General features: G+C 63.5%; 24 protein-coding genes. 19 read left to right on the top strand and 5 right to left on the bottom strand.

Annotated features, from left to right (window positions below; translation table 11 throughout):
* Positions 1 to 14: 14 nt before the first annotated feature.
* The gene (locus V6M50_RS19670; RefSeq protein WP_332820274.1) at positions 15 to 1145 is read right to left on the bottom strand and encodes an NAD(P)/FAD-dependent oxidoreductase; all 1131 of its coding nucleotides are present in this window, start codon (positions 1143 to 1145) and stop codon (positions 15 to 17) included.
* A 97-nt stretch (positions 1146 to 1242) separates the two neighbouring features.
* Here V6M50_RS19670 and V6M50_RS19665 point away from each other — a divergent pair, with 97 nt between their 5' ends.
* The 7 genes from V6M50_RS19665 to V6M50_RS19635 all read left to right on the top strand — a co-directional run bounded on the left by V6M50_RS19665 (position 1243) and on the right by V6M50_RS19635 (position 8386).
* Complete coding sequence (locus V6M50_RS19665; protein ID WP_332820273.1) at positions 1243 to 1725, top strand: A24 family peptidase; 483 nt, start codon at positions 1243 to 1245, stop codon at positions 1723 to 1725.
* Between the two features lie 54 nt (positions 1726 to 1779).
* Entirely contained in the window at positions 1780 to 2814 is a 1035-nt protein-coding gene (gene cpaB / locus V6M50_RS19660) for a Flp pilus assembly protein CpaB (protein WP_332820272.1), read from the top strand.
* Position 2815: 1 nt separating this feature from the next.
* On the top strand, positions 2816 to 4372 hold the full coding sequence (locus V6M50_RS19655) for a type II and III secretion system protein family protein (RefSeq protein ID WP_332820271.1): 1557 nt from the start codon (positions 2816 to 2818) through the stop codon (positions 4370 to 4372).
* A 25-nt stretch (positions 4373 to 4397) separates the two neighbouring features.
* A complete protein-coding gene (locus V6M50_RS19650; protein WP_332820270.1) occupies positions 4398 to 5042 on the top strand; it encodes a CpaD family pilus assembly protein in 645 nt (214 codons plus the stop codon).
* Positions 5039 to 6310, top strand: a complete 1272-nt coding sequence (locus tag V6M50_RS19645) for a pilus assembly protein CpaE (protein WP_332820269.1) — start codon at positions 5039 to 5041, stop codon at positions 6308 to 6310. The genes V6M50_RS19650 and V6M50_RS19645 overlap by 4 nt, the downstream gene beginning before the upstream one ends.
* Positions 6311 to 6367: 57 nt before the next feature.
* On the top strand, positions 6368 to 7336 hold the full coding sequence (locus tag V6M50_RS19640; protein ID WP_332820268.1) for a type II secretion system F family protein: 969 nt from the start codon (positions 6368 to 6370) through the stop codon (positions 7334 to 7336).
* A 102-nt stretch (positions 7337 to 7438) separates the two neighbouring features.
* Positions 7439 to 8386, top strand: coding sequence for a type II secretion system F family protein (locus tag V6M50_RS19635; RefSeq protein ID WP_443030548.1), 948 nt, complete (start codon positions 7439 to 7441; stop codon positions 8384 to 8386).
* Between the two features lie 56 nt (positions 8387 to 8442).
* On the opposite strand, the gene V6M50_RS19630 is transcribed toward V6M50_RS19635, so the two are convergent.
* On the bottom strand, positions 8443 to 9444 hold the full coding sequence (locus V6M50_RS19630; RefSeq protein ID WP_332820266.1) for a fumarylacetoacetate hydrolase family protein: 1002 nt from the start codon (positions 9442 to 9444) through the stop codon (positions 8443 to 8445).
* A 58-nt stretch (positions 9445 to 9502) separates the two neighbouring features.
* On the bottom strand, positions 9503 to 9916 hold the full coding sequence (locus tag V6M50_RS19625) for a hypothetical protein (protein WP_332820265.1): 414 nt from the start codon (positions 9914 to 9916) through the stop codon (positions 9503 to 9505).
* Between the two features lie 95 nt (positions 9917 to 10011).
* Between V6M50_RS19625 and V6M50_RS19620 the strand changes: the two genes are divergently transcribed.
* The 5 genes from V6M50_RS19620 to V6M50_RS19600 all read left to right on the top strand — a co-directional run bounded on the left by V6M50_RS19620 (position 10012) and on the right by V6M50_RS19600 (position 12405).
* Positions 10012 to 11298, top strand: a complete 1287-nt coding sequence (locus V6M50_RS19620) for a sensor histidine kinase (RefSeq protein ID WP_332820264.1) — start codon at positions 10012 to 10014, stop codon at positions 11296 to 11298.
* A gap of 188 nt (positions 11299 to 11486) precedes the next feature.
* Positions 11487 to 11693 (top strand): cold-shock protein, encoded by a 207-nt coding sequence (locus tag V6M50_RS19615; protein WP_058538446.1) that lies wholly within the window; start codon positions 11487 to 11489, stop codon positions 11691 to 11693.
* Between the two features lie 3 nt (positions 11694 to 11696).
* A complete protein-coding gene (gene infA, locus V6M50_RS19610) occupies positions 11697 to 11960 on the top strand; it encodes a translation initiation factor IF-1 (RefSeq protein ID WP_056374851.1) in 264 nt (87 codons plus the stop codon).
* Positions 11961 to 12003: 43 nt separating this feature from the next.
* Positions 12004 to 12144, top strand: coding sequence for a hypothetical protein (locus tag V6M50_RS19605; protein WP_332820263.1), 141 nt, complete (start codon positions 12004 to 12006; stop codon positions 12142 to 12144).
* Between the two features lie 48 nt (positions 12145 to 12192).
* The gene (locus V6M50_RS19600; RefSeq protein ID WP_332820262.1) at positions 12193 to 12405 is read left to right on the top strand and encodes a hypothetical protein; all 213 of its coding nucleotides are present in this window, start codon (positions 12193 to 12195) and stop codon (positions 12403 to 12405) included.
* A gap of 13 nt (positions 12406 to 12418) precedes the next feature.
* On the opposite strand, the gene V6M50_RS19595 is transcribed toward V6M50_RS19600, so the two are convergent.
* Positions 12419 to 13768 (bottom strand): aspartate aminotransferase family protein, encoded by a 1350-nt coding sequence (locus V6M50_RS19595; RefSeq protein ID WP_332820261.1) that lies wholly within the window; start codon positions 13766 to 13768, stop codon positions 12419 to 12421.
* A 129-nt stretch (positions 13769 to 13897) separates the two neighbouring features.
* Here V6M50_RS19595 and V6M50_RS19590 point away from each other — a divergent pair, with 129 nt between their 5' ends.
* The 7 genes from V6M50_RS19590 (at position 13898) to V6M50_RS19560 (ending at position 22052) form a co-directional block, all read left to right on the top strand.
* Positions 13898 to 15244 (top strand): glutamine synthetase family protein, encoded by a 1347-nt coding sequence (locus V6M50_RS19590; RefSeq protein WP_332820260.1) that lies wholly within the window; start codon positions 13898 to 13900, stop codon positions 15242 to 15244.
* 13 nt (positions 15245 to 15257) lie between these two features.
* On the top strand, positions 15258 to 16526 hold the full coding sequence (locus tag V6M50_RS19585; RefSeq protein WP_332820259.1) for an NAD(P)/FAD-dependent oxidoreductase: 1269 nt from the start codon (positions 15258 to 15260) through the stop codon (positions 16524 to 16526).
* Positions 16527 to 16549: 23 nt separating this feature from the next.
* A complete protein-coding gene (locus V6M50_RS19580; protein WP_332820258.1) occupies positions 16550 to 17941 on the top strand; it encodes a glutamine synthetase family protein in 1392 nt (463 codons plus the stop codon).
* A 103-nt stretch (positions 17942 to 18044) separates the two neighbouring features.
* Positions 18045 to 19151, top strand: coding sequence for an ABC transporter substrate-binding protein (locus V6M50_RS19575; protein ID WP_332820257.1), 1107 nt, complete (start codon positions 18045 to 18047; stop codon positions 19149 to 19151).
* A 21-nt stretch (positions 19152 to 19172) separates the two neighbouring features.
* Positions 19173 to 20078 (top strand): ABC transporter permease, encoded by a 906-nt coding sequence (locus V6M50_RS19570; protein ID WP_332820256.1) that lies wholly within the window; start codon positions 19173 to 19175, stop codon positions 20076 to 20078.
* Positions 20078 to 20920, top strand: a complete 843-nt coding sequence (locus V6M50_RS19565; protein WP_332820255.1) for an ABC transporter permease — start codon at positions 20078 to 20080, stop codon at positions 20918 to 20920. The genes V6M50_RS19570 and V6M50_RS19565 overlap by 1 nt, the downstream gene beginning before the upstream one ends.
* Position 20921: 1 nt before the next feature.
* Positions 20922 to 22052, top strand: a complete 1131-nt coding sequence (locus V6M50_RS19560; protein WP_332820254.1) for an ABC transporter ATP-binding protein — start codon at positions 20922 to 20924, stop codon at positions 22050 to 22052.
* Between the two features lie 38 nt (positions 22053 to 22090).
* Here the strand turns inward: V6M50_RS19560 and V6M50_RS19555 are convergent, their stop codons facing one another.
* Positions 22091 to 23029 (bottom strand): DUF808 domain-containing protein, encoded by a 939-nt coding sequence (locus V6M50_RS19555; RefSeq protein ID WP_332820253.1) that lies wholly within the window; start codon positions 23027 to 23029, stop codon positions 22091 to 22093.
* Position 23030 lies beyond the last annotated feature (1 nt).

The raw sequence follows: 23030 nt of genomic DNA, 5'->3' as shown, positions 1-23030 counted from the left end.
ACCCGCAAGATGCCTCAGGCAAAGCGTGACGGTGCGAAGGGCAACGCGTCGACGCGGCCGATAGCGCCATCGGGCGGCGGAGCGCCGAGCTGGGCCGCGAGCAGTCCGGCAATGGCCGGCGAAGTCTGGATGCCGAACCCGCCCTGCCCCGCGCACCAGATGAATGCGGGCTCGTGCGGGTCGGCGCCGAACACGGGAATGCGGTCGGGCGCAAAGCTGCGCAGACCAGCCCATTTGCGTTCGACCGCCGCGATCGGCCAGTCGACGACCGATTGCAGCCGGTCGATCGCGACCGCAACGTCGAGTTCCTCGGGCGCCGCGTCGTGCGGGAAAGTCGGCGTTTCGTCATGCGGGCTGAGCCAGACCCGCCCTTCGCTCTCGCCCTTGAAGTAAAATTCGCCCCCAACGTGAATGACGAGCGGAAGATCGGCGGGGACCGGCACGCCGAGTCGCAGCTGGATGATTGTGCGGCGGTAAGGCTGGATGCCAATCGGCGCGATGCCGCACGCGGCCGCCACCGGGTCCGCCCATGCCCCGGCAGCATTGACGATCAGCGCCGCGCGGACATTTTGCCCGCCCAGTTGCACGTCCCACCCGTCGCTCTCCCGGCGCGCGGACTGGAGCGGCGTGCGGGTTGCCAGCACAGCGCCCGCACGCCTCGCGGCGCGCAGATACGCCGCGTGGAGGGCGCCGACATCGATGTCGCTGCACGCGCCTTCATAAGCGGCTTCGCTCCATTCGGGGCGGACACCGGGGATTTTTTCGGCAATTTCGTCAGCGGCCATGCGCGTCACATCGACGCCCTTGGCAGCAAATTCGGCGGCGAAAGCGTCGACCGTTGCGGCCTCCGAACGCTGTCCCAGCGTCAGCGCGGCGCGCGGCGACAGGAAACCGCGATCGGCAAAATCGGGCGCCGGACTGTTCAGCGTCGCAAAGGACGCGATCGACAGCGGCTGCACATGCACCCCGCCATAGGTTTCGTGCCAGAAAGCCGCCGACCGCCCCGTCGCGTGATAGCCGGGCATATCCTCGGCCTCGACCAGCAGAACGCGACGCCAGGGCGCGAGTGCGGCCGCCAGGCTGGCGCCGGCGATGCCCGCGCCGACAATCAGCACATCGGTGGCGGAAGGCGGCGCGTCGGTCATGTCCCGGCGCATATCCGCTGGGCCGCGGAATGCAAGCCACGCCGGTTCGGACAACATGGTTACTCTTTGGTAAGCCATGATGCGTAGGAGAAAGCCGATGGAAAGCGGCGCAATCTCCCTGGGCCTGATGGCCCTGCTCGGTCTGCTGATGATCGCCGCGGCGATCAGCGATCTGCGGTCGCGGACGATCTCCAATGAACTCAACGCCGCGATGGCCTTGCTTGCCATCCCCTTCTGGATCGCAAGCGGGCTGTCGCCATGGCCCGACGTGCCGATCCAGTTCGGCGCCGCCTTTGCCGTCTTTCTGGTTTTTGCCGGATTGTTCGCCATCGGCGCGATGGGCGGCGGCGATGTGAAGATGATCGGCGCGGTGATGCTGTGGACCCCGCTTCCGCTGTTCATGCCGATGCTCATGGTCATGGCCGTTGGGGGCGGCATCCTGTCGGCCGTGATGCTTATCCATATGAAATTGCGTCCTTCGGACAAGCCGGTCGAGGTCCCCTATGGGGTGGCCATCGCCGCTGCGGGCCTTTGGGCCCTTCACCAACAATATCTTAACCAGTTTCAGGCTATCGGATGACCTGAGGGAAAAGCACGACCGTCTCTGGTGGGTGCAGGAGGGCGAAAAATCGTCATGGATACGCGAAAGATTATGCTGATCGTCGGCGCGCTGGTCATTGCCATCGGCGCGGCGTTCGGGGTCAACCAGATGATGCGCGGGGCCTCGGCTCCGCCGGCTCGCGCAGCCGCGGCGCCGGACATTACCGGCCCGATGATCCTTGTCGCAACGCGCCAGCTGCCCCTGGGCACGATTATCGGCCCGGACAGCTTTCGTTTCCAGCCCTGGCCGAAGGAGCTGGTCGAAAAGGCCTATTTCCTGAAGGAAAAGACCGACGTCAATACGCTGGTCGGCACCGTTGTGCGCTATCCGATTACAGCGGGTCAGCCGTTGACGCAGGGCGCGCTGGTCCATCCCGACGATCGCGGCTTCCTCGCGGCGGCGCTTGGCCCCGGCATGCGCGCCGTGACGGTCAAGGTGTCGCAGGAACAGGGCGTCGCCGGTTTCGTCTTTCCGGGCGACCGCGTCGACGTGCTGCTCGCCCAGACCATCCAGGTCAAGGAAGGCAGCTCCTATCCCGACGAACAGCTTTACACGGCCGAAACGATCGTGCGCAACGTTCGCGTGCTCGCTACCGACCAGCGCTTTGACGCCGAAGACGAAACCGGCAAGACCCCGGTCCGCACCTTCGGCTCGGTGACGCTCGAGGCGACGCCCGAACTCGCCGAACGCATCGCGGTCGCGCAGAGCATGGGCAAATTGTCGCTCGCGCTCCGCCCGCTCGCCGAAAGCAGCGGCGAACTGGAATCGGCGATCGCATCGGGCGAAATCAGCGTTCCCGAAAAGGGTGGCGCCGCGGCCGAACGCCGCATGCTGGCGCAGGCCCAGGCTCGCCCGACGACCTCCAAGACGGCGACCACCGGCGGCGATGTTTCGCGCTTTTGGGTCCCGGTGCGCGGCCGCGTTGGTGGCGATGGGCGCCCGCAACCGATGGTAAACAGCGCCCCGTCGGCACCGTCTCGCAGCTATGGATCGGCATATGGTGGCGGACCGGTCGTTCGCGTCACGCGCGGCGACAAAGTCACCGAAGTTCCGGTTGGGGGTAAGTAAGATGAACAGCAAAGCCAATTTCAAGGCGGCGGCACTCGCCCGCACCCTGGCGATCGGCCTCGTGGCAGCCGCCCTGGTCTCTGCTCCGTCGCAGCAGGCGGCGGCGCAGGCGACCCAGAATGCGAACAGCAGCATCGACCTGTCGGTCGGCCGCGGCCGCCTGATCAGCTTGCCCGCCGCCATGTCCGACGTCTTCGTCGCCAATGACGAGGTTGCCGATGTCCAGGTCCGCTCGGGCCGCCAGCTCTATATCTTTGGCAAGAAGCCGGGTGAAACCAGCATCTATGCCACCGATGCCAGCGGCCGGGTCGTCTATTCGACCGTCGCCCGCGTCGGCAACAATATCGAGACGATCGACCAGATGCTGTCGCTCGCGATGCCCGATGCAAGCATCTCGGCCAACACGATGAACGGCTTTGTGCTGCTCACCGGCACGGTCCAGTCGCCCGACGATGCCGCCGAGGCCGAACGCCTGGTCCAGGCCTTTGTCGGCGAGGGGACGAAGGTGCTTTCGCGCCTGCGTACCGCGACCCCGCTGCAGGTCAATCTGCAGGTCCGCATCGCCGAGGTCAATCGCACGCTGGTCAAGGAAATCAGCGGCAATCTTTTGACCCGCGACAACGACGGGGCGCTGGGCAACGGCTTCCTTGGCGGTATATTCGGTGGTCGCTCCGCCGGGACGATCACCGATGTTCCCTACCCGACTGCGGTATTCCCGGGTAGCCCGGTTCCGCGGCCTTATGATCCGATTACCGGCCAGCCGGTCAACCGATCGATCATGAGCACAAGCTATGGGATCGCCAACGCTGCAGGCAAGCGGAGCCTCGCGGGCGCCGGGCGTCTGTTCGGGCTCGACCTGATCGCTTCGCTTGATATCGGGGAACGCTCCGGCATGGTCGTGACACTCGCACAGCCGAACCTGACCGCCATTTCTGGCGAAACCGCCGACTTCCTGGCGGGCGGCGAATTCCCGGTCCCGATCCCCGGCAACCTCGCCGGCACGACGATCGAATATCGCAAATATGGCGTCAGTCTGGCCTATACGCCGACGGTGCTGTCGAACGGCCGGATCAGCCTGCGCGTTCGTCCCGAAGTGTCCGAACTGTCGACCGAAGGCGCGATCGAGATGGAAGGGTTCCAGATCCCTGCGCTGACGATCCGCCGAGCCGAGACGACGGTCGAACTCGGATCGGGCGAAAGCTTCATGATCGCGGGCCTGATGAACAACCGTTCGATCGGCGCGATCGACAAGATGCCCGGCCTGGGCGACGTGCCCCTGCTCGGCATGTTGTTCAAATCGGACAGTTTCCGCCGCGGCGAGACCGAACTGGTCATCGTGGTGACGCCCTATCTGGTCCAGCCGGTGTCGGCGAACGACATCAAACTGCCCACCGACGCCTATCAAAACGCCAATGACCTGTCGCGGCTGCTGCTCAACCAGGAGAGCGAAGGCGTGACGGGCGGCGACCGGCCGAAACCGCGGCTCGACACCAATGTCGGCGACGCCGATCGCCCGCGGGGCAGCGGCGACGCGTCGCCCGGCTTCAGCATCAAGTGACGCGCTGGATTTCAGGAGCAAAGTGATGAAAAAAATCGCAACTTGGACGGTCCTGGCTCTGGCCACGTCGCTCGCCGGGTGCACCGGCGCCGCCCACAGCAATCGTAGCCTGGATTCGGTGCATCAGCCGGTCGTTCGCAACAATATCTACCAATTCGATGTTGCCGCTTCAAACGGCGAACTTGCGCCCAGCGAGCAGGGCCGCCTGCAGGGCTGGCTCGACGCGATGGGTGCACGCTATGGCGACCGCATCGCGATCGAGGATCCGTCGGTCTATGGCGCCGGTTCGGCGCAGGCGACCGTTCGATCGATGATCGAACGCCGCGGGCTCCTCCTGAGCGGCGATGTTCCGGTGACCACGGGGCCCGTGCCGCAAGGCCACCTGCGTGTGATCATCACGCGCGCCTCGGCCTTTGTGCCCGGCTGCCCCAATTGGGAAAGCAAATCGGCGATCAATGTAACCAACGCGACGTCGTCCAACTATGGTTGCGCGACCAACAGCAACCTCGCCGCGATGGTCGCCGACCCCAATGATCTGATCAAGGGTGCTCGCAACGACCGCCACGATCCGTCGGCCGCCACCCGGGCGATCCGTACCTATCGCGAGAAGCCTCAGACGGGCGCAGGCGAACTCAGCGGCGAAGAAACCAGCAACGGAGGTGGCAAGTGAACGCTCCTTTCAAAGCGGCAGGACTGCGTGATCCCTTCAACGCCTTTGTCTGCGACGACGATACGCTGGAGCTGATCCGCGCCGCAGCCAACGACATGGGCTGGCCGATCGAAAAATGTAACAAGGGCGGCCTGCGCAACGCCGTGCAGTCGCTGTCGGTGTCCGCCAGCCCGAACATCCTGTTCGTCGACATGTCCGAATCGGGCGATCCGATCAACGACATCAACGCGCTCGCCGAAGTCTGCGAACCAGGCACGGTCGTGATCGCGGCCGGCCAGGTGAACGACGTTCGCCTGTACCGCGACCTTCTGTCGAGCGGCATCCAGGACTATCTGCTGAAGCCGCTGTCGCTCGAGCAGGTGCGCGAATCGCTGACCATGGCGCAGGCCATGCTGACGGCGCCGAAACATGCCGACATGCAGGACGACAAGCCGCACCATATGATGGCCGTGGTCGGGGTCCGCGGCGGCGTGGGCGCATCGCTCGTGTCGACCTCGCTCGCCTGGGCGATCAGCGAACAGGCCGGCCGCCAGACGGCGCTGCTCGATCTCGACGTCCATTTCGGCACCGGCGCGCTGACGCTCGACCTCGAACCCGGCCGCGGACTGATCGATGCGATCGACAATCCCAGCCGCATCGACGGGCTGTTCATCGAACGCGCGATGGTGCGGGCGTCGGACAAGCTCAGCCTGCTGTCGGCCGAAGCGCCGATCCACCAGCCGGTGATGACCGACGGTTCGGCTTTCTTCCAGCTGGAAGAAGAATTGCGGGGCGCGTTCGAGATGACGATCGTCGACATCCCGCGCCAGGTCCTCATCCCCTTCCCACACCTGGTGTCGGAAGCGGGCACGATCCTGCTCGTCAGCGATGTGACGCTCGCCGCAGCGCGCGATACCATTCGCCTGCTGTCCTGGTTCAAACAGAATGTGCCCGGCGCCCGCGTGATTCTGGTCGCCAACAAGTTCCAGAACGCGGTCGGCGAACTGTCGCGCAAGGAATTTGAATCCTCGATCGAACGCCAGATCGATGTCGTCATTCCGTTCGACCCGAAACTGGTCAGCCAGTCGGCCAAGCTCGGCAAATCCTATGCCGAGATCTGCAAGGGAACGAAGTCGGCGCAGGTGTGGAACAATCTGATGCGCCTCATCCTCGACGGCGCCGACGTCGAAGCCGAAGAGGCGCAGGTTGTCGCAAAGGGCAAGTCGGGCGGATCGCTGCTCGGCAAGCTTGGTTTGATGAGCAAAAAGGGCGCGAAACAGGCGGTATGACGCTCCGCCTGACGGGTCGTCACCTCCACCAGCGATAGAAGCGGACATCAGCCGACCATGAATCTGCCAGTCATCCTTATCATCGCCGGGGCCTTCCTGGCCTTCGCCCTCCTCGTGATCCTGCTTGGCGGCCCGTCGGCCGGCAAGGCAAAGCTGCGGCGGTTGGCAACGGTCAAGGATCGTCACGCGGCGTCGACCGAGGCGGTCGTGGCGGCGCAGATGCGCAAGACCATTCAGTCGGTCGGCGGCGGCAATTCGACCTTGACCAGCCTGATGCCGCGCCGCGAAGAGATGGAAAAGCGGCTGCGCCGGACCGGTAAGGGATGGACGCTCACCCAGTATATGCTGGCGTCGATGGCCTTGTTCGTGGTCGCCACGGGCGGCATGCTCGTGGTGCGTGCCCCGATATTGCTGGCCGGAATGATCGGGTTGATGCTGAGCCTCGGCTTGCCGTACCTCGTCGTCGGCCGCGCCATCAAAAAGCGCGTCGCAAAGTTCAACGCCCGCTTTCCCGATGCCATCGACCTGTTGGTCCGCGGCCTGCGCTCCGGCCTTCCGGTCACCGAGACCTTCCAGGTGGTGAGCCAGGAACTTCCCGGACCCGTTGGCGAGGAATTCAAGGGCGTCATCGAACGCATCCGTATCGGCAACACGATGGAAGCGGCGCTGCAGGAATCGGCCGTGATGCTGGGGACACCCGAGTTCCAGTTTTTCTGCATCACGATTCAAATCCAGCGCGAAACGGGCGGCAACCTTGCCGAAACGCTGGCCAACCTCTCCGACGTTCTGCGCAAGCGCGCGCAGATGAAATTGAAGATCCGCGCCATGTCGTCGGAAGCGAAGGCGTCGGCCTATATCGTCGGGGCGTTGCCTTTCTTCGTGTTCGGCGTCGTCTGGTCGATGAATCCCAGCTATCTGGCGGGCTTCTTCTACGAACAGCGGCTCATCATCGCGGGATTGGGCGGCCTGGTCTGGATGAGCATCGGCGCCGGCATCATGGCCAAAATGATCAGCTTTGAAATCTGAGGGGCGGAACAAGTGAACAGCAGCCTCGTTCTTTCTTCCGCCTTCACCGGAGCCCAGAGCGGCCCGACGCTGCTCGGCGTCGATGTCGTCTGGGCCGGCACGATGCTGGCCGCGGTCGGTGTGTTCGCCGTCCTGTTCGCGATTTACAATGCGCTGACCGTCCGCAATCCGATGACCAAGCGGGTCAAGGCGCTCAACGAGCGCCGCGAGCAGCTCAAAGCCGGTATCACCGCCTCGACCGCGAAACGCCGTGCCAAGCTGGTCCGCAAGAACCAGACCGCCGACAAGATGCGCACCTTCCTCGGCAAGCTCCAGGTGCTGCAGGAAGAACAGATCAAGGACGTCCAGCAAAAGCTGGCGCAGGCCGGTATCCGGTCGAAGGATCTGGCGGTCGCGGTCATTTTTGGCCGCATGGTCCTGCCGATCATATTCGGCGGCCTCGCCGCCTTCCTGATCTATGGGGTCGAGATGTGGCCCGACCTGACGCCGTTCAAGCGCTCGGGCGCGACGATGGCCATGCTGGTGCTCGGCTATAAGGCGCCCGACCTGTTTGTGGCGAACAAGCGCACCAAGCGCACCGACGCGATCCGCAAAGGCCTTCCCGATGCGCTCGATCTGCTCGTCATCTGCGCCGAAGCGGGCTTGACGGTCGACTCTGCCTTTTCGCGTGTGTCGAAGGAACTCGGCCGCGCCTATCCCGAACTGGGCGAGGAATTTGCGCTGACGTCGATCGAACTCGGCTTTTTGACCGAACGGCGCCAGGCCTTCGAAAATCTGGCCTATCGCGTGAATCTGGAATCGGTGAAGGGCGTGGTCACGACCATGATCCAGACCGAGAAATATGGCACGCCGCTGGCCAGCGCACTGCGCGTCCTGTCGGCCGAATTCCGCAACGAGCGCATGATGCGCGCCGAAGAAAAAGCGGCGCGCCTGCCGGCGATCATGACCATACCGCTGATCCTGTTCATCCTGCCGGTGCTGTTCATCGTCATTCTTGGCCCGGCGGCCTGTTCGCTGAAGGATGCGATGTCCGGCGGCAGCTTCGGCTGACGGCCAAGCCGGGATTCCATGACTTCAAGGGGCGGGCCTCGACCCGCCCCTTGAAGTCATGCCACCTGCTGTTCGATCGCGCCGAAAATGCTGTGGTGCCGTTCGTCATCCATCCAGATGCGGACCGTATCGCCCTTTTGCATGAACGGCGTTTTCGGCTCGCCCTGCTGGATCGTTTCGACCGTCCGGACTTCGGCAAGGCAACTGTAACCAAGGCCGCCCGCCGCGATCGGTTTGCCGGGACCGCCATCGGCATCGCGGTTCGACACGGTGCCCGACCCGATGATCGTTCCGGCGCCCAGATCGCGCGTCTTCGCCGCATGGGCGACCAGCGCCCCGAAATCGAAGGTCATGTCGACGCCCGCGTCGGCGCGGCCAAGCGGCTGGCCGTTGAGGTCGACGCAGAGCGTTCCGTGCAGCTTTCCATCCTTCCAGCGTTCGCCGAGCGCACCCGGCGTCACGAACACCGGCGACATCGCGCTTGACGGCTTCGACTGGAAAAAGCCGAAACCCTTGGCGAGTTCGGCCGGGATCAGCCCGCGCAACGACACGTCGTTGGTGAGGCCGACGAGCAGGATCTTTTCTCGCGCGCCCGCCGCATCGATGCCCGCGGGCACATCGCCGGTCACGACGACCACTTCGGCTTCCATATCGCAGCCCCAGGCGGGATCCCCGAGCGGGATCGGATCGCGCGGACCCAGGAAGGCATCGCTGCCGCCCTGGTACATCAGCGGATCGTGCCAGAAGCTGTCGGGCATCTCGGCGCCGCGCGCCTGGCGTACCAGTGCGACATGGTTCACATAAGCGCTGCCGTCGGCCCATTGATAGGCGCGCGGCAACGGCGACGCCGCATCGCGCTCATGGAAGCGTTCCTTGGGAATGGCGTCATGGTTGAGGTCTTCGGCGAGCGCCGCGAGGCGCGGCGCGGCATAGGCCCAATTGTCGAGCGCGGCCTGCAACGTCGGAACAATCTGGCCGGCGTCGGCATACCAAGCGAGATCGTCCGAAACGACGACGAGGCGCCCGTCGCGACCCTGTTTGAGCGAAGCTAGTTTCACGAATTTTCCTTTGCCTGACGATGCGGCTGAACCGACGTCGCCTGCAAGGGAGCGAAAATCAGCGCGACGTCGTGATCGATGCGAAACAGGTAAAGCCGCTCTGCCCCGCCTGCAAGCGCCGGATATATTGGAGGTACGCCTGCGACTGATTATAGCTTGTTCCGGGCAGCGTCTGGCCGCGGAAAGCGCGCTTCACTTCTTCGCCCGTGAACGGTCGGGGCGACCCAGGAAATGCGCCCTTGGTTCCCGGCGGCACCAGCTTGCCCGCGGCGTCGATATATTTTCCGGCACCGGTCGGGCCCGGCACGGGGATCTGGCAATTCATCACCGACACGGCGGTCTGCGCAAAAGCGGGCCGGATCGTTAGCGCGGCCGACACGCCGACGGCGCCCAGCGCCAGCATCCGCCGCCGCGAGGGAATGGCTTCTTCCGTTTCCACGGGATTTTCGGCCGGAATGTCGCTGTTCTCCATGACCGGCGCATAACCCAATGAAGCGCCAAGGAAAAGCAAAAGACCGACCAGCAGGTTCTACATCCCTCTTTGGGACATTTGATTTTCAAGCGTTAATGGCCGCAAACATCCTTGCGCTCGCCCCTCGCTTTGTGCGAGGCGCGGCGGCGATGTTCGATCGCCTGTCCAGCCTTGTCATCGCCTTGACGCTGGTCGTCATCGCGGCAATTTTTGCCGCATTGACCGGGGGCGACCCCCTGTCGATCGCGATCATGGCGATCGCGGGGTTCGTCGCAGCCGCCACGGTCTATAGCGCGCTTCCGGCGGCGCGGCCCGATACGCAGGGCGCGGCCCCAACCCCGGCTGAAGCACCGCTCATCTCGCTCCTCCGTCACCCCGACTTCGCGCATTGGGTCGATCAGGAGAAGGAACCGCTGCTCGGCACCGCCGACAGTATCGTTACCATCGCCAATGACGCCGCGATCCGCTTGCTCGGCCGGCACATCGTCGGCGCCGACGTTCGCACCGCGATCCGCCATCCCGCCGCGACCGACTGGCTATCGCGGATCAGTGAAAACGCGCCGCTCGAAACGATCAACCTGATCGACTTTCCGCGCCCCGGCCAGCGCTGGACGATGCGCATCGCCGCGCTGTCGGGCAGCGAACATATCCTCTTCCTGTCCGACCGTTCGGCGATCGATGCCGCGGACCGGATGCGATCGGACTTCGTCGCCAACGCGAGCCACGAACTGCGCACACCGCTCGCCGCGATCCTCGGCTATGTCGAAACGCTGCAAGATATGAACGGCGAGACCGACGCGCCGACACGCCACCGCTTCCTCTCGATCATCGAACGCGAGGCGCGGCGGATGCAGCAGCTGGTGATCGATCTCCTTTCGATCTCGCGCGTTGAGGCCGACCGGTTTCGCCGCCCCACGACCCCGGTCGACCTTGCCACCATCGTCGGGACGACGATCGCGCAGCTCCGCGACAGCGAGCAGCCGCGGATGAAGGACGTGGTCGCCAAGCTGGGGGACGATCCGCAGCCGATGCTGGGCGACGAGGCGCAGCTGGGGCAGCTCGCGCACAATATCATTTCGAATGCGATGAAATATGGCCATGCCGGGACACCGGTGACGGTCGAACTGGTCCGCGAAGGCAGCCGCGTGCGGTTGTCGGTGAGCGACGAGGGCGACGGCATCGCGCCCGATCACCTGCCCCGCCTCACCGAGCGATTCTATCGCGTCGACGAAGCACGCAGCCGTTCGGTGGGCGGCACCGGCCTCGGCCTCGCGATCGTCAAGCATATCAGCGAGCGCCACCAGGGGCAGCTCGACATCGACAGCGAAGTCGGCAGGGGCACGCGGGTTTCGGTCACTTTCCCGCTGCTTGCCAAAGGCTGAGCGCCAGCGGCCCGAAGCGCGAATCCTAGCCTATCCTTGACTTTTCGCGCATCAAGGCCCATCTTCGGCAAGCTATCGTCGCCTACGACGGAATTTTTTGCCTGAACGGCGGACACTTCCATCCTCACGCTACCTGGCGCCATCGGCATGAGCCGGTGGTAACTCCGATTCCGTGAAAGGAACGACCCATGCCCATCGGCACCGTAAAATTCTTCAACACCGAAAAAGGTTATGGCTTCATCGCCAACGAGGATGGTTCGGGCGACAATTTCGTCCACATCACCGCCCTCGAGCGCGCCGGGATGACGACGCTGAACAAGGATCAGCGCGTTTCCTATGACCTGGAAACCGACCAGCGCGGCAAAGTCGCCGCCGTCAACATCCAGTCGGCCTGATCTTTGGCCAAAGAGGAACTACTGACCCTCGACGGCCAGATCGATGAGATTCTTCCCGACGGACGCTTTGGCGTCGTCTTGGAGAATGATCATCGCATCATCGCTTACACGGCAGGCCGGATGCGACGTTTTCGCATCCGGTCAGTCGTCGGCGATGCCGTCCGCGTCGAAATGACGCCGTATGACCTGACCAAGGGCCGCATCGTATATCGCGATCGCGGCGCCGGTCCGGCCGGCGGCGGCCCCCGCAAGGGCAACCGGCGCTGATTTTCAAACAACAGCAAAAATAGAATAACGAATACAGGATAATATGAATTTCAAATTACATGCTTTCCCCTCCCTCCTTCGGCCCTTTGCCGCCATCGATGCGCAGGCCGACAAGGCAGCACGGCGATCGCCGACGCTGTCGCGGCGCGAACTGCGCCGCCTGATCGCCCAAATGGTCGACTGATTTCTCCCGGACCGACTTTCAACCCACCACAGCCCAAGGATAGCCGCCATGTCGAACACCAGCGATTTCTACCTGATCCAGGCGGACAAATGCGCGGCCGACGCGGCGGAAAGCAGCTTGTCGCAGGTTCGCGACCGCAATTTGCGCGCCGAACAGGCGTGGCGCACGATGGCCGAGCGCCTGATCCAGACCGAAGCGACGCGCGCGCGCCAAGCGGCGCTCACAGCCGCTAAAGCCGAAGCGAACGCAACCGCCGACTGACGGGGGTTTCCCGTCAGTCGATGCGGTCGAGCAGCTCCGCAATCTTCCGGAACATCTCGTCGATCTCGGTCTTCTCGACGATCAGCGGCGGCGACAGCGCGATGATGTCGCCGGTTGCGCGGACGAGCAGACCATTATCGAAACAGGCATGGAACAGCTCCATCGCGCGCGCTGTCGGCGCGCCGGGGCGCGGCTCCAGCTCGATCCCCGCGACAAGACCGATCGTGCGAATGTCGATGACATGGCACTGCCCTTTCAGGCCGTGCGCCGCATCCTCCCAATAGCTGCCGAGTTCGGCCGCGCGGTCGAACAGACCGTCGCGCGCGTAGAGATCGAGCGTGGCGAGACCCGCAGCGCTCGCGAGCGGATGCCCCGAATAAGTATAGCCGTGGAACAGCTCGATCCCGCCGGGCGCGCTCTCGATCACTGCATCGTGCAGTTCGCGCTTCACCGCGACGGCACCCATGGGCACCGTCGCGTTGGTAAGCCCCTTTGCCATGGTGATGATGTCGGGCGTCACGCCCCACTGCCCCGCCGCGGTCGCGCCGCCGACACGGCCGAACGCCGTGATGACTTCGTCGAAAATCAGGATGATGCCGTGCGCGTCGCAAATGTCGCGCAGCCGCTGGAGATAGCCGACCGGCGGCACGAGCACACCGGTTGAGCCCGCCATTGGCTCGACGATTACGGCCGCGATCGTATCAGCACCGTGCAGGTCGACGAGCCGCTGGAGATCGTCGGCAAGCTCGGCCCCATGCTGCGGGAAGCCGCGGGTGAACGCGTTGCGCGCAAGATCGTGGGTATGGCGAAGGTGATCGACGCCCGGCAGCCCGCCGCCGAAGGCGCGGCGATTGTTGACGAGCCCGCCGACGCTGATCCCGCCAAAGCCGGTGCCATGATAACCGCGCTCGCGCCCGATCAGCCGGGTGCGTGTCCCCTGCCCCTTGGCGCGCTGGATCGCGAGCGCGATTTTAAGCGCAGTATCAACCGATTCGGAACCACTGTTGGTAAAGAATATCCGGTCGAGCCCATCGGGCATCAACGCCGCGAGCCGCTGCGCCAGTTCGAAGGGTAGTGGATGGCCGAGCTGAAATGTCGGGGCGAAATCAAGCGTCGCCGCGGCTTGCGCGATCGCCTCGGTGATCTCGGGCCGGCAATGCCCGGCATTGCTGCACCACAGCCCCGAGGTGCCATCAAGGATCGCCCGCCCGTCAGCGCTCTGGTAGTGCATGCCGCTCGCCGACACGAGCTGGCGCGGGTTCGCCTTGAACGCGCGATTGGCGGTAAAGGGCATCCAGAAGGACGCCAGCGGATCATTCTCACCCTTCACCACGCACTCTCCCGGCCAGCCGAACCCGCACATAGTGACCGCCGCCCGCTATGCTGGCAATCTCGAAAATGGCCGATAACAGCCCCTCTGGCGCTTCGTTCCACTTCACGATAGGCTGCCCCCCGCACAAACGGGCCGGCTCCGCGGCCCAATCGGGGGCTCATGTCAGTCAATCTGGAACAATGGATCAGCGACCATAAGATCGACGAAGTCGAATGTATCGTCCCCGACATCAACGGGGTCCAGCGCGGCAAGGTGCTGCCGGCCAAGAAGTTCCTGTCATCGGTCAAGGACAAGTCGCTGCGCATTCCGGGCAGCGTCTTCATCTGCACGATCGACGGCCATTACCCCGAGGACATCGACGACATCTGGGACAAGGATCCCGACAAGATTTTGATCGCCGACCCGAGCACGATCTGCGTCGCGCCGGGCTTCACCTCGCCCACCGCCTTTGTCATCGCCGACGCCTATAATGGCGATGGCAGCGAGGTCGATATTGCGCCGCGCACGATCCTGAAAAAAGTGCTCGGCCTCTACGCCGAAAAGGGCTGGAAACCGATTATCGCGCCCGAGGTCGAATTCTACCTCGTGTCGCAGAACACCGACCCCGATTTTCCGCTGACCCCGCCGGTCGGCCAGTCGGGGCGGAGCGAGACCGCGAGCCAGCCTTACGGGCTGGAGGCGATGAACGAATATGAGGACATCATCGATCATATCTATGACGATTGCGAGCTGATGGGGCTCGACATCGACACGATGATCCACGAGATGGGGGCCGCGCAGCTCGAGGTCAATTTCGAGCATGGCGACCCGCTACGGCTTGCCGACGAAGTATTCCTGTTCAAGCGTGTCGTGCGCAACGTCGCGAAACAGCACAATGTCTACGCGACCTTCATGGCCAACCCGATGGCGGGCCAGCCGGGCAGCGCGATGCATATCCATCAATCGGTGGTCGATGCGACAACCGGCAAGAACCTGTTTTCGACCGCGAACGGCCGCGATAGCGCGATGTTCCGCAGCTATATCGCCGGGCTGGTGCGCTATATGCCGCAAATCTCCCCGCTGTGGGCGCCCAATGTGAACAGTTTCCGCCGCATGCGCCCCGACAGCGCCGCGCCGATCAACGTCCAGTGGGGCGAGGACAACCGGTCGTGCGGGTTTCGCGTGCCGATTTCGGACAAGGCCAATCGCCGTGTCGAAAACCGCCTGCCGGGCGCCGACAGCAATCCCTATCTCGCGATCGCCGCCTCGCTGATCTGTGGCTATATCGGCGTTATCGACCGCATGGTGCCGGCCAAGGCGATCACGGGGAGCGCCTACAACCGCGCACGCACCCTGCCGCGCACGCTGGAGGCGGCGCTCGACCGATTCGCTTCGTGCAAGAAGGTGCGCAATCTGCTCGGCGACGATTTCTTCGAAATCTTCTTCGCCGTGAAGGATTATGAGCTGTTCAACTACCAGTCGGTCGTGTCGAGTTGGGAACGCGAACATCTGTTGATGCGGGTCTGACCCGCGCCCGGCCATGAGCGACCCGCTTGCCAACAGCTATTATGCCGCGACCGCGCACGAGTGGCGGCCACGCAGCGGTATCCGGGGCGACGCGCGCTGCGACGTCGCGGTGATCGGTGGTGGGTTCACGGGACTCAGTGCCGCGCTCGCCTGCGCGGAGCGCGGATTTTCGGTCATTCTCGTAGAAGCCGGGCACGTCGGCTTCGGCGCCTCGGGGCGCAACGGCGGGCAGCTCATTCCGGGCCTCCGCTGGAATGCGTCGGAACTGGAAGAAGAATTCGGTAGCGAGCGCGCTGACGCGCTATTCGACCTCTGTTGGCGCGCCAACCGCGTAAAGGCGCGGATCGCAAAGCATGGCATCGATTGCGATCTCAAGGCGGGGCATCTGGAAGCGGCGTGGACGCCAAAGGATTTCGACGCGATGCGACGCGAAGCCGGCTATCTGGCAACGCGGTTCGGCTATGAAAGCGAAGTCGTCGCAAAGGCCGACATGGCCGCGCATGTCGCGACCCCGCTTTATCACGGCGGCATCCACGACCCGCAGGGCGGACATTTCCATCCGCTGAACTATGCAATTGGTCTCGCGCATGCCGCCGAAGCTGCAGGGGTCAGCATCTGGGAAAGTCAGCGCGCCTACCAGATGGTGAATACGATCGATGGCCTCAGCGTATTGACCGACTGGGCGGACATCGACGCCCGTTACGTGATCAACGCGACCGACAGCTGGATCGGCGAGGTCGAACCCGACCTCGGCCGCTACACCGTACCGATCATGAACTATAATATCGCGACCGCGCCGCTCGCGAATGCCGATGCACTGCTGCCGAGCGATGCGGCGGTGGCTGACAGCCGGTTCGTGCTCAACTATTTCCGCCTGTCGGCCGACAAGCGCCTGATCTTTGGCGGCGGCGAGCGTTATTCGCAGACGCCGCCGCGCGACATCGCCGCCTTCGTTCGGCCTTTCATGGCGCAGGTCTTCCCACAGATCGCCGACACGAAGATCGACTTTGGCTGGGGCGGGGCGGTGGCGGTGACGATGAACCGCCTGCCCCACATCGGTCGCGACGGGAATATCTTCTACGCCCACGGTTTTTCGGGGCATGGCGCGCTGGTGACGACGCTCGCGGGCGAGTTGATCGCCGAGGCGATGGCCGGGACCGCCGAGCGGTTCGACGTGCTCGCAAACCTGCCCTCACGGCCCTTCCCCGGCGGAAAATGGCTCAGACGCCCCCTCGCTACGCTGGGATTGCTCTGGTATGCGCTGCGCGATCGGCTCGGATGACGCAGATTTCAGGAGGTTTTCATATGTCGAAGTCATCGGGCGTGATCGCGCCATGGTCGGAAGCCGAAGCTTTCTTCAAGGCCCATCCGGACGTCGATTCGATCGAGATGATCTATACCGACATGGGCGGGGTGCCGCGCGGCAAGCGGCTGCGCCAGCATGAGGTGCTCGCGGTGTATGAGAGCGGCCGCATGTTTCCGGGGTCGATCACGGTGGTCGACATCACCGGGCAGGACACCGTCGAAACCGGGCTCGTCTGGGAAGATGGCGACGCCGACCGGTCGATGAAGCCGATCCCCGGCACGCTTGTCCGCACGCCCTGGGGCGGCGAGAATGCCGCACAATTCCTCGTCGGCTTTTACGAACTCGACGGCACCCCGCACGACCTCGACCCGCGCCACGTGTTGGGGGGCGTCATCGACCGTTTCGCCGCCGATGGATTGACTCCGGTGCTCGCGGTCGAACTGGAGTTTTACCTCGTCGACCCGCGCCGCGCGCGCGACGGATCGATCCGTCCCGCTCGTCCCGGCTACAGCCGCGACGCGCCGCGCAATGTTGAAGTCTATGGCCTGCGCGAACTCGACGATTTTCGTCCCTTTTTCGACGCGCTTTACGCCGCGACCGATGCGCAGGACCTGCCGCTCGAAAGCGCGATTTCGGAGTTTGCGCCGGGCCAGTTCGAACTCACCCTGCGCCACAAGCCCGATGCGCTACGCGCCTGCGACGATGCGATCATGTACAAGCGGCTCGTCAAGGCTATCGCGCAGCAACATGGCCTCGAGGCGACCTTCATGGCCAAGCCCTTTGCCGAACAGGCGGGCAGCGGCATGCACATCCATGTCTCGGTCGACGACGTCAAGGGCAGCAATATCTTCGCGAGCGACGACCCCGAAGGCGCCCCGGCGCTGCGTCATGCGATCGGCGGGATGATCGGCACCGTCGGCGACGCCTTTGCGCTCTTCGCCCCGCACGCGAACAGCTATCGCCGCTTCAAGGCGAACAGCTATGCCCCGGTCGCCCCGACATGGGGCGTCAACAATCGGACCGTATCGTTCCGCATCCCCGCCGGCCCGCCACCGAGCCGCCATGTCGAGCATCGCGCGTGCGGCGCCGACGCCAACCCCTATCTGGCGGTCGCGGCGGTGCTCGCCGGAATGCACCACGGCATGGCCACCCAGGCCGATCCCGGCGCGGCGGTGGTCGGCAACGGCTATGATCGCGATGCCTCGGGCGACGACAAGCCGCCGTCGAACTGGTTCGCCGCAGTCGATCGCTTTCATGGATCGACGCTGATGCGCGATTATCTGGGCGCACGGTTCGTCGACATGTTCAGCATCGTGAAGCGCGTCGAACAGGACCGCTATTTCAGCGTTGTGCCGACGCTCGATTACGACTGGTATCTGCGCAACTCCTGAACCGGCGTAACAATCTTTCAAAGATTCGTGCTGCACCGCAAAATAACCTCTTTCCAAGCCGGTTTTATTGAGTCAGCTTGACGTCACAAACAGGGAGGCCGTCATGGATCTGAACGAACTGCTCGCACAAGGCCGAGGCCGCCGCTCACTGCTGCAGGCGATGGGGGTCGCGGCGATCGGGATCAGCTTCGGCGGCCTCGCGGCGTGCAGCAAGGGCGAAGGCAAGAAGCTCGCCAACGGCGAAGAGGCGCAGCTGAATTTCTATAACTGGGACACCTATATCGGCGAGACGACGCTCGACGATTTCAAGGAAACGACCGGCGTCGATGTGAAGATGGACCTGTTCGACAGCAACGACGTGCTATTCGCCAAGTTCAAGGCCGGCAATCCCGGTTACGACGTGATCGTGCCCTCGAACGACTTTGTCGAGCGCATGGCGCGGGCCGGCATGCTGCTGCCGATCGACCAAAAGCAAATCCCGAACATGAAGAATATCGACCCGGCCTTCATCGACGTCGATTACGACAAGGGTCGCAAATTTTCGATGCCCTATACCTGGCTCACGCTGGGGATCGGCTATCGCAAATCGAAGGTGAAGGCGAAACCCGACAGTTGGAAACTGCTGTTCGATAGCCCCGAATATGCCGGCCGTATCTCGTGGCTGTCCGAAGCCGGCGACATGTTCCGCCTCTATGGCAAATATCTAGGCAAGTCGGTCAATGCGCTCACCCCTGCCGACATCGCGACGATCGAAGCGATGATGATCAAGCAGAAGCCCAATGTGAAGAATTTCCATTCGGACGACGGGCAAGACTTGCTGATGAAGGGCGACGTCGACCTGGTGCTCGAGTATAATGGCGATATTGCGCAGGTCATGGCCGAGGACGACGATATCGACTTTGTTGTGCCGAAGGAGGGCAGCCAGCTCAATTCGGATAACCTCTGCATCCCGAAGGGTGCGCCGCATCCGAAAAATGCTCACGCCTTCATCAATTATCTGCTCGATGCCGAAGTCGACAAGAAGATCACCGAGACGATCCTTTTCCCGACGCCGAACGCCGCCGCGAAGGCGTTGATGCCCGCCAGCTACAAGAACAACCCGGTGATCTTCCCGCCCGCCGACGTGCTCGCGAAATGCGAATATGCGGCGTATAATGCGGAGCTTCAGCCACTCTACGAAGAAGCCTTCACCCGGGTGCGGGCGGCATAGGATAACGGGAGGCAGCGGGGGGTGGCCGAACAGGACTGGAAACAGAACAAGCGCGTGTTCGCCGCGGTTTCGCTGCCGACATTGTTCTGGGTTACCATCTTCTTCGTCATCCCGATGCTCATCGTCTGGCAGTATAGCTTTGGCGAAAAGGTCGGCGAAACCGGTTTCGAATTTTCGGGCACGCTCGACAATTACAAGCGCGCGACCGAATGGCTGTACCTCACCATTTTCGGCAAGAGTTTCGCGGTCGCGGCGCTCGTCACCTTGATCTGCCTGATCATCGGTTTTCCCGTCGCGATGGCGATCACCTTCGCCAGCGAGAAATGGCGGCCGTGGCTGCTGCTCGGCATCATGCTGCCCTTCTGGACCAACCTGCTCATCCGCACCTATGCGCTGATGATGCTGCTCGGCACGCAGGGCTATGCGAACAAGGGGCTCGGCGCCTTGTGGGAGGGGACGAGCTGGATCAAGACGCTCGCCGGGCTCCAGCCGCTCCCGACATGGGAACCGGTGCAACTGCTCTTCAACAATTTCGCGGTCGTCTTCGGGCTCGTCTATGTCCACCTGCCGTTCATGGTGCTGCCGCTTTACGCGGCGCTCGACCGGCTCGACCGCAGCCTGATCGAGGCGAGCCTTGATCTGGGCGCGGGACATTTCCGCACGATCATGCGCATCGTCGTCCCGCTCGCGGCACCGGGTATCGTCGCGGGGGTGATGATTACGCTGATCCCGGCGCTAGGCGCCTATCTCACCCCCGACCTGATGGGCGGGACCGACAGCCAGATGATCGCCAATGTCATCGAGCGCCAGTTCAAGAAGGCGAATGACTGGCCCTTCGGCGCCGCGCTGTCCTTCCTGCTCATCTATGCGATGTTCGCGCTGATCGCGATCCAGTCGATGCGCAAGAAAGTGCCGGAGGCTCCCTGATGGCGCTGTTTGCCAGCGCGCCGGTCGCGCCGCTCGAATATAGCCGCACGCTGTGGATGCGCCTGTGGGTCGGCACGGTGATGCTGTTCCTCTATGCGCCGCTGATCGTGCTGATGATTTTCAGCTTCAACGACAGCAAGCGCAACGTCGTGTGGCGCGGTTTCACGACCAAATATTATGAAAAGGCGATGGGCAACGATCAACTCGTCGAGGCGCTGGTCAATTCGCTGACCATCGCGGCGCTCGCGACGGTGGCAAGCCTTGTGCTGGGCGCGGTTGCCGCGGTGATGTTGTGGCGTTTCCGCTTTCCACTGAAAGCCGCGATCGACGGGACGATTTCGCTGCCGATCATCGTGCCCGAAATCTGCATGGGCGTTGCTTTCCTGATGTTCTTTGCCGCGGTCGACTGGCCGACCGACCTCGTCTGGCCTTTCAATCTCGGCGCGATCACCATCGCGCACATCACCTTCTGCTTCCCCTTCGTCACCATGGTCGTGCGATCGCGGCTCGCGACCTTCAACCGCGAGCAGGAGGAAGCGGCGAAGGATCTGGGCGCGAGCGAGTGGCAGGTATTCCGCGACGTGCTGATCCCGCATATCAAGCCAGCGCTCGTCGCGGGCGCATTGCTGTCCTTCACGCTCAGCCTCGATGATTTCGTCATCACCTATTTCACCAGCGGCCCCGACACGATCACCTTCCCGGTGAAAGTCTATTCGATGGTCCGTTTCTCGGTGACGCCCGAGGTCAACGCCGCCTCCACCCTACTCATCCTCCTCACCGTCATCCTGACCTTCGCCGCGCTGAAGCTTCAGGGCGTGAAGGCCATTGCGGAAACCCATTGATATGACCGACACCGCCCGCCCGATCATTCAAATTCAGAACGTCTCCAAACGCTTTGGCAGGGTGACCGCGGTCGATAATGTCAGCCTCGACATCCTCGCGGGCGAATTTTTCGTGCTGCTCGGGCCCTCGGGCTGCGGCAAGACGACCTTGCTGCGTATGATCGCGGGTTTCGAGCTGCCGACCGAGGGGAAAATCCTGATCGACGGGCAGGATATGGCCGGCATCCCGCCGAACAAGCGGCCGGTGAACATGGTGTTCCAAAGCTATGCCGTCTTCCCGCACATGAGCGTCGCCGACAATGTCGCCTATGGCCTGAAGATCGCCGGGGTAAGGGGCGGCGAGGTCAAGGACCGCGTCGCCGAGGCGCTCGAGCTGGTCAAACTCGGCGGGTTCGAGGCGCGCATGCCCGACCAGATGTCGGGCGGCCAGCGCCAGCGCGTTGCACTCGCGCGCAGCCTGGTGATGCGGCCCAAGGTGCTGTTGCTCGACGAACCGCTGTCGGCGCTCGACGCGAAGCTGCGCGCGCAGATGCAGTTCGAGCTGTCGGAATTGCAGGAAAAGGTCGGCATCACCTTCGTCACCGTCACCCACGACCAGGATGAGGCATTGTCGATGGCGTGCCGGATCGCGGTGATCAACAAAGGCGATGTGGCACAGCTCGCGACCCCGTCGGACCTCTATGAATATCCCGCCAACCGCTTTGTCGCCGATTTCGTCGGGTCGGTGAATATCTTCGAGGGCAAGCTGACCCTCGACGATCCCGACAAGGCGGCGGTCGATTGCCCGGGGCTGGGCAAGGTCTATCTCAACCACGGCGTTACCGGCCCGCACGGCGCCGATGTGTGGATCGCCCTCAGGCCCGAGAAAATCTACCTCCACGTTCCCGGCGAGGGCAAGGCGGTGCGCGCCGCGGCACAGGACGCCCCCGACGGCTATAATTTCGCGCGCGGCAAGATCAAAGGCATGAGCTACCTCGGCGACATCACCTTGTTCGATATCGAGCTCGAATCGGGCGCGCGCATCCGCGTATCGCGGCCGAACCTTTCGCGTCACGACCAGGAAGATTTCACCTGGGGCGACAAGGTCAGCATGCACTGGCGCGCGGATAGCCCGGTGGTTTTATTGGGGTAATTCTATCGTCACCCCGGGCTTGATCCGGGGTGTCGAAATTAGTGGGACTTCTTCTTGCCTGGCAACAGATGGAGCGCGCCGACGATCACCCCGCCGAGCACCAACCCGAACACGCCCGCCCCGCCCGCGTTGATCAACCATTCCCACACACTCGCGCCGGGCAAATTGCCCGCAACGGCATGCGCGAAATCGTGGAGGCCGTGGCCAATATTGCCGATGCGATATTCGTCGAGGCCGTGAATGAAGATCTGGCCGCCAACCCACAGCATCGCCGCGGTGCCGATCAGTGCGAGCGCCGCCAAAAGCTTCGGCATGAAATCGACAAGCCCGCGCCCGATTGCCCGCCGCGCGCTGTTGCCTTCCTTCGCCATATGCAGGCCAATGTCATCCATCTTCACGATCAGGCCGACGACGCCATAGACCGCAATGGTGATCGCCACCGCGACCACCGCGAGCGTCGCCGCGCGCATCGCAAAATGCTCGTCGAGCACTTCGTTCAATGCAATCACCATGATTTCGGCCGAGAGGATGAAGTCGGTGCGCACCGCACCCTTCACCATCGCCTCCTCATGATCCTTGTCGGCGACGATCGCCGCATCCTCGGCGAGGCTGGTCTTGTCCTCCTGCAACGAATGCAGCACCTTTTCGGCGCCCTCAAAGCAAAGATAGGCGCCGCCGATCATCAACAGCGGGGTGATCGCCCACGGGACGAAGGTCGACAGCACGAGTAGCGCGGGCAGGATCAGCACCAGCTTGTTGAAGATCGACCCCTTGGTGATCCGCCAGATGATCGGCAGTTCGCGATCGGGGGTGAAGCCGGTGACATAGCGCGGGGTCACCGCGGTATCGTCGACCACCACCCCCGCGGCCTTGATCCCCGCCTTCGACGCCGCGGCGCCGATGTCGTCGATGCTTGCGGCGGCGACCTTGGCAATGGTCGCAATATCGTCGAGCAGGGCAAAAAGGCCGGAGGGCATG

It is taken from the genome of Sphingopyxis sp. (assembly GCF_036675685.1).
In the GTDB taxonomy this organism is placed as follows: Bacteria; Pseudomonadota; Alphaproteobacteria; order Sphingomonadales; family Sphingomonadaceae; genus Sphingopyxis.
This window is presented reverse-complemented; position numbering and strand designations above follow the sequence as displayed.